We start from the raw sequence: 7504 nt of genomic DNA, 5'->3' as shown, positions 1-7504 counted from the left end.
GCTTTAAATCAACAAAAATTATTATGCAGCAATGCCGCTATGTCTCAGTAGTGCATCGACTTGCGGTTCGCGTCCTCGGAACTTTTTAAATAACTCCATAGGCTCTTCACTACCCCCTTTCTCTAAAATGCTCTTTAAGAAAGCTTCGCCCGTTGCAGGGTTAAAGATACCTTCTTCTTCAAACTTAGAAAACGCATCAGCCGAGAGCACTTCAGCCCACTTATAAGAGTAATAACCTGCGCTATAACCACCCGCAAAAATATGGCTAAAGCCATGCTGAAAACGGTTAAACGCTGGCGCTTTAACAACAGCAGTTTTACTGCGCACCTCGTCAAGTGTTGCTTGAATATTACATGGCTCACCCGCTTTGTAAGTATGGTGAATAGTAAAGTCAAACAACGAGAACTCTAGCTGACGCAGCATTTGCATACCTGATTGGAAGTTCTTCGCCGCAAGGAGTTTATCTAATAACTCTTTTGGTAACGGCTCACCTGTTTCATAGTGACCCGAAATAAAGCTCAGCGCTTCTTCTTCGTAACACCAGTTTTCAAGGAACTGACTTGGTAACTCAACCGCATCCCATGCAACACCGTTAATACCTGCAACCGGCGCAGCATCAACTTGCGTCAACATATGGTGAATACCATGACCAAACTCATGGAATAAAGTTGTCACTTCATTATGAGTAAACAAGGCAGGCTTATCACCCACTGCTTTATTAAAGTTACACACTAAGTAGGCAACAGGGGTTTGTAATTCGCCGTTAGCACGTACTTTACGACCCATGCAGTCATCCATCCACGCACCTCCGCGTTTGCGATCGCGGGCGTATAAATCAAGATAAAAGCGACCACGTAAGGTATTGCTGCTATCGTAAATTTCGAAGAAACGTACATCAGGGTGATAAGTATCAAACTCTGTTACTTCTTTAACACTAATGCCAAATAAACGATTTACTGTAGTGAATAAGCCACTTAATACTTTATTGGCTGGGAAATATGGGCGCAGTACTTCATCAGAAATCGCATACTTCTCTTGCTTAAGTTTTTCGCCATAATAAGCGTAGTCCCATGCAGCAAGTTCCGTCACACCGTGCTTGTCTTTTGCATAAGCTGTTAGCTCAGCAAGCTCTTGCTCAGCTTGCGGTTTAGACTTAGCAGCTAAATCTTCTAAGAATGAGAAAACTTGCTCAGGCGTTTCTGCCATTTTAGTTGCCAGTGACATGTCAGCGTAGCTGCTAAAGCCAAGTAACTCGGCAAGCTCATGACGCAGTGCAAGCTCTTCGCTCATAATGGCAGAGTTATCAAATTCACCAGCATTAGGGCCTTGATCAGAGGCACGGGTCACAAACGCAGTGTAAAACTCTTTACGTAACTCGCGGTTATCTGCGTAGGTCATAATAGGTAAGTAAGATGGAAAGTCTAAAGTAAACACCCAACCTTCTAGCTCTTTACTTTGTGCGGTATCAGCACCAAGTGCTAAAGCAGACTCAGGTAAGCCAGCCAGTTCACTTTCATCAGTAATGTGTTTTTGCCAAGCAAGTGTAGCATCCATAACATTGTTACCAAACTTAGAAGCCAGCTCCGATAAACGCGCACTGATTTCGCCATAACGTTTTTGTTGTTCAGGTTTTAAAGCAATCCCTGACAGCTCAAAATCACGTAATGCATTAGTAATGGTTTTTTGTTGGGCAATCGTTAATGATTTAAATTCATCGCTATTATGAAGTGTGTTGTAAGCATCGTACAAACCTTGGTGCTGACCAACAAACGTTGAATACTCAGATAACAATGGCAAACATTGCTCATAGGCTTCACGTAACTCATCACTGTTAACGACTGAGTTCATGTGTGATACCGGTGAAAATAGGCGTGATAACTTGTCATCAGCTTCCTCAAGCGGAAGTACTAAATCATTCCATGTGTATGATTTGGTTGCCAGTACCTCATCGATTTTAGCGCGGCACTCAGCAATTGCCGCTTTTACTGCTGGCACTACGTGTACAGGTTCAATTTTAGAAAACGGCGGAAGCCCTTCTAAACCAATGAGTGGGTTATTTTCTGCAATTGTCATTTTTGTTCTCAAATTTTATGCGAAGATGATTTTGAAGTTGGGGCGAATTGATGAAATACAAGGGGCTTAACCTTGGTCTTTATTATGCTATTATCAAGTTATTACTAAATCGATTAATTAATAAAAAATTATCTATTTTTGAGGACAAACTATGGCTCAGCATTTTGATTACATTGCAATTGGTGGTGGTAGTGGCGGTATTGCCTCTGCAAACCGTGCAGCAATGCGTGGCGCAAAAGTCGCTCTTATTGAAGCAAAACACATGGGTGGCACTTGTGTAAATGTCGGTTGTGTTCCAAAGAAAGTTATGTGGCACGGCGCACAAATCGCTGAAGCTATTAACGCATATGCACCTGATTACGGCTTTGATGTTGAGTTAAAAGGTTTTAGCTGGGCTAAATTAGTTGAAAGCCGCGAAGCGTATATTGGTCGTATTCACCAAGGTTACAACAAGTACTTATCTAGCAATGGTGTGACTGTGATCAATGGCTTTGCTAAGTTTGTTGATAACAAAACAGTTGAAGTTGACGGTGAACTTTACACCGCAGATCATATCCTTGTTGCTGTTGGTGGTCGTCCTACTATTCCTAACATCCCTGGCGCTGAGCTTGGTATTGATTCAAACGGCTTCTTCGAGCTAGACGCACAACCTAAACGTGTTGCTGTGGTTGGTGCAGGTTACATTGCCGTTGAAATCGCTGGTGTACTTCATAGCCTTGGCACAGAAACCCACCTGTTTGTTCGTAAAAACAAACCACTACGTACTTTTGACCCGTACATTATTGATACGCTTGTCGATATCATGGCAAAAGAAGGCCCTACGCTTCACACTGATTGCACTCCAAAAGAAGTAATTAAAGAAAGCGATGATAGCTTAACAATTCACTTTGAAAATGGTCACAGCCAAAACGTTGATGAAGTTATTTGGGCAATTGGCCGTACACCAACAACTGACAAGATCAACCTTGCAGCAGCAGGTGTTGAAGTGAACGAAAGCGGTTACGTAAAAGTAGACGAATTCCAAAACACCACCGCTGAAAACGTCTATGCAGTAGGTGATATCATCGAAAACGGTATTGAACTTACGCCAGTAGCCGTTAAAGCAGGTCGTATTTTATCAGAGCGCTTATTTAATAAAGAATTACCTGATGATTTAAAAATGGACTACGAGCTAGTACCGACTGTGGTATTCAGCCACCCGCCTATTGGCACGATTGGTTTAACAGAGCAAGAAGCGATTTCGCAATATGGTGCAGAAAACGTCAAGGTTTATAAATCAAGCTTTGCAGCAATGTACACAGCGGTTACTCAGCACCGCCAAGCTTGTAACATGATGCTGGTGTGTGCTGGAGAAGACGAAAAAGTTGTTGGCTTACACGGCATTGGCTTCACAGTTGATGAAATGATCCAAGGTTTTGCGGTTGCCATGAAAATGGGCGCAACAAAAGCAGACTTTGATGCTGTTGTGGCTATTCACCCAACAGGCTCAGAAGAGTTTGTGACGATGAGATAAGATTAGCTTTAAGCTAAATTAAAACCTTGTGGTACTGCCACAAGGTTTTTTTATGCCTATGATTACAAAGTGATGATGAGTTGTTAAACTCAGTTAAAAGAATAAGAACGTAAACTACTTTGCAATCAATCACTTTATTCCCTGTACACCTTGTACAGAGTATCTTTCTGTTCCAAATGTTATTTGGTGCATTATTAATTAATAGCCAAAAACAAAGTCGTTCCTTGGTGCTGCTATTTGTATTTCAAGGCTGTGTATGCGCCTTTAACCTGTTAGAAGGGTTAGGCCTTTCTGATTACTTAATCACACCGGCATTTACATTACTGTATGGGCCTATGATTTACTTTTTTACCTTGTCGATTACAGGTAAGCAGCCCTTTATAACATCACACTACGCGGTTCACTTAATTCCTGCGGCTATTTCCTTGGCCTTTACCCACTACACGCAGGAGATCATTTTACTCGGTTCGCTCAGTCAACTTGGCTACTTCTACTTTGCTTATGGCACTTTAAAGGGCTACCACAAACAACTTATGCATGCGCGCTCAGATGCTGAGAGCCTTAAATTAAAGTGGCTGATCAAAGCATTATTTATTATTGCCATTATTGTCGTATTCGATTTGCTGCGTATGAATGTGCAACCAATCACGCCGCTCGATTTAAAGATGCACTGGTATTTATTAAACGAAATACTGTTACTGCTAATGTTTAGCTTTTTGTTGTTTCACACCATCAAAAATAGCTTTCAATTCGAGCCAGTCACATTGCCTGAAGAACCCGAAGCTGAACAAGCTGATTCGTCTGACGAGCAACTTGCGCAGCAAATTTTCTCAACTATTGATAGCTTGATTATTAACGAATCGCTTTATCGACAACCTAGGTTGTCATTAAACGACTTAGCAAATCAAACTGGGCTCGGTAGTAAAGAAATATCTTGGGCTATTAACAGCACAACGGGGAACAACTTTTGTGAGTACATCAACCAGCATAGAGTGAATGATGTTAAACGCGAAATAGAGCAAGACTCATCTCAAAAACTCAGCCTGATAGAACTGGCATTTCAAGCTGGCTTTAATTCTAAATCGACTTTTAATGCAGTGTTTAAAAAAGAAACGGGATTAACGCCGAGTCAATTTAAGAAGCAAACACTAAAAACCTGCTCATAAAACAGACAAAAAACGTCCTAAATCCTGTTTTAGGACGCTTTTTTACAGCCCTAACGCTAATTTAAACAAAAAACAGCTTTGAGACTCCAGATGTACAAGTCCTATTTTTTACTACTAATATTGTGCCTATTAATAAACTTTTCGGGTTCTGCGTTAGCAACGAATCATTCTTTAGAGGTAACAAATCAAGCCTTAAAAGTGCAACCAAATCGCGTTGGTGCAAGCGACCCAATCGCTTACTTTCAATCGAAAACAGCAGCAATAGAATTTGCTAAACAACAAAACTGGGCTCTGGTGAATAAACTCACAAAACAGCTCATTAATGAATATCAAAATGATGGCGATACTTGGTATTTACTTGGTCTCAGTTATTTTCAATTGGCTGATTATCAAAATGCCAGCAATGCTTTGCAACGCGCACTTGCAATTGGGACTAGCTTAAAAGGCATTCCTAATGGGGCCAGTAACCCTAACGATTTAATGGTGAAAATTGCAGAGGCATACGCAGGGCTTAACAACCAACAGCAAGCAGAATATTGGCTTAAAAAAGCACTGGCAGCAAGATGGGATGACCGCCCAACACTTGCTGGCACCAGCTTATTTAAATCTGGTACTAATCCTCACTTTGAACGCTTTGCGCAATCAGCCAGTTACAAATCACTTGCAGGTAATGATTTAAATACTGAGCTCAATCGAGATCAAAAATGGCGCGCCGATTTAGCGTTTTTAGTTGCAGAGATTAAACGTTTACACGTGGCAATGTATCAAAACATGAGCTCACAACAGTTTGCAGAAAAAGTAGCTGAGATTGATAAATCGATTCCTGATCTGACTGATCAGCAAATTGTTTTTCAGTTTATGGAGCTAATTGCGTTACTTGGCAATGGTCATAATCTATTGATCCCAGCATGGGGTGAAAAAGGCAACTTTCAGCAACTACCATTTCAGTTTTATCAATTTAGTGACGGCTTATACATCACCAAAGCAAGTAGCGATTACCAGCAATATGTTGGCCATAAAGTTGAGGCATTTGCCGATACACCAGCCCAGCAAGCTCTTGAGTTAACTAAACGTGTTAATGCTCGCGATAATGAAATGCAAACCCTTTGGCTGGGACCATATTATTTAAGTTTGCTTGATGTACTAAACGGACTTGGCATTAGCAAAGGTAACGAGGTAACGCTCACCCTCAGCTCGCCAAAAGGCGCTCTCACCACAGTTACACCAGCGCTCCAGTCAATGCAATTTGCAGGTTTTCCTAAGTTACCAAAACTTGCTGAACACCCTACGCTTAGATACTTAGCGAAAAACAACACACCGTTTTGGAGCGAACAAATAAAAGCGAATAAATTACTGTATGTACAATTCAATGATGTACGTAATAGCAAAGATCTCACCCTTGCTGAATTTGCTATGCAGCTACAAGCACAAATCAAACACGATGACATTGAGCATATGGTGCTAGACCTTCGCCATAACAGTGGTGGTAATGGCTCGCTCACCCCACCTTTGGTAGCAACGGCCGCATTTTTTAAAGTATTAAAGCCACAAGGAAAGTTATTTATATTAATTGGCCGCAATACATTTTCGGCAGGCCATGATCTAGCAGTTAAGATTACCAATATAGTGCCAGCAATTTTTGTAGGTGAACCATCAGGCACCCGCCCTAACGTGGCAGGTGAAGCAGGCTGGTTTAACCTACCATACAGTAAACAAACAGGCCTTATTTCGAGCCAATTCCACCAGCAAAGCAGAGCTGAAGACCATCGTATTTGGTTAGCGCCCGATATGCCAATTACGCTTTCTGCAAAAGACTACTTTGCAGGTGTAGACCCAGTAATGGATGCTGTTTTAACCATAACCAAGCAATAAACAGTGCTGGCACAAACCTTGTAACTGTTAATAAAGTAACCAGTTATAGCAACAATTTGCCCTTGTTTACTGTGTAATTAAGCAACTTTTACGCAGTACTCAAGGCATTTTTACAAGGAGGCACTGTGTCTAAGTCTGCAATTTTATACCGCATGGTGACCGATGAGCATATTTGCCCGTTCGGTTTAAAATCAAAAGATTTATTAGAGCGACATGGTTACGATGTTGACGATCGTCACTTAACCAGCCGTGAGCAAACTGACGCATTCAAACAGCAGCATGATGTAAAAACCACACCACAAACCTTTATCAATGATAAATGCATTGGTGGTTACGATGATTTGCGCGACTTTTTTAATCTACCTAAGGCTGGCCAACAGGGCACCAGTTACACGCCTGTATTAGCCATTTTTGCGGTCGCTATGCTACTCAGCTGCGGTTTTACTTATGCCAGCGGTGAGGCTTTATTCTCTTTGCAAAACCTGATGCTGTTCGTTGCAGTATCAATGGCGGTATTAGCGATACAAAAGCTACAAGACTTATACAGCTTTTCTAACTCATTTATTACCTATGACTTACTAGCGATGCGTATTGTGCCCTACGCTTATGTATACCCGTTTATTGAGGCGTATGTAGCGATAGGTATGGTAGCTGAATTACCTGCCTTAGCTGTTGCCCCATTTTCATTATTTATTGGTGGTATAGGTGCAGTGTCGGTTATTAAGGCTGTGTATATCGATAAACGAGATCTGAAATGCGCCTGTGTTGGTGGCGACAGTAATGTGCCGCTCGGCTTTATCTCACTGAGTGAGAACTTATTTATGATAGCCGCGGGTATATGGATGCTAGTAAGCTAATACAAAAACGCGAGGGATTCCCC

At 41.5% G+C, this 7504-nt stretch carries 5 protein-coding genes; 4 read left to right on the top strand and 1 reads right to left on the bottom strand.

Going from position 1 to position 7504, the window contains the following annotated elements; all coding sequences use genetic code 11:
* Positions 1 to 21 precede the first annotated feature (21 nt).
* The gene (gene prlC, locus L1D46_RS09445) at positions 22 to 2073 is read right to left on the bottom strand and encodes an oligopeptidase A (RefSeq protein WP_239977455.1); all 2052 of its coding nucleotides are present in this window, start codon (positions 2071 to 2073) and stop codon (positions 22 to 24) included.
* Between the two features lie 151 nt (positions 2074 to 2224).
* On the opposite strand from prlC, the gene gorA reads away from it, so the two are divergent.
* The 4 genes from gorA to L1D46_RS09425 all read left to right on the top strand — a co-directional run bounded on the left by gorA (position 2225) and on the right by L1D46_RS09425 (position 7481).
* A complete protein-coding gene (gorA, locus tag L1D46_RS09440) occupies positions 2225 to 3586 on the top strand; it encodes a glutathione-disulfide reductase (RefSeq protein WP_239977454.1) in 1362 nt (453 codons plus the stop codon).
* A 119-nt stretch (positions 3587 to 3705) separates the two neighbouring features.
* Positions 3706 to 4752: a helix-turn-helix domain-containing protein gene (locus tag L1D46_RS09435; RefSeq protein WP_239977453.1), complete on the top strand. Its 1047-nt coding sequence runs from the start codon at positions 3706 to 3708 to the stop codon at positions 4750 to 4752.
* 198 nt (positions 4753 to 4950) lie between these two features.
* Positions 4951 to 6624, top strand: a complete 1674-nt coding sequence (locus L1D46_RS09430; protein ID WP_239977452.1) for a hypothetical protein — start codon at positions 4951 to 4953, stop codon at positions 6622 to 6624.
* A 125-nt stretch (positions 6625 to 6749) separates the two neighbouring features.
* Complete coding sequence (locus L1D46_RS09425; protein ID WP_239977451.1) at positions 6750 to 7481, top strand: glutaredoxin; 732 nt, start codon at positions 6750 to 6752, stop codon at positions 7479 to 7481.
* Positions 7482 to 7504: the final 23 nt, after the last annotated feature.

Origin of the sequence: Pseudoalteromonas sp. Isolate3, assembly GCF_022398505.1 — a bacterium.
Lineage (GTDB): Bacteria > Pseudomonadota > Gammaproteobacteria > Enterobacterales > Alteromonadaceae > Pseudoalteromonas > Pseudoalteromonas apostichopi.
Note: the sequence above shows the minus strand (reverse complement) of the source record. Positions and strands in the feature narration are given on the sequence as shown.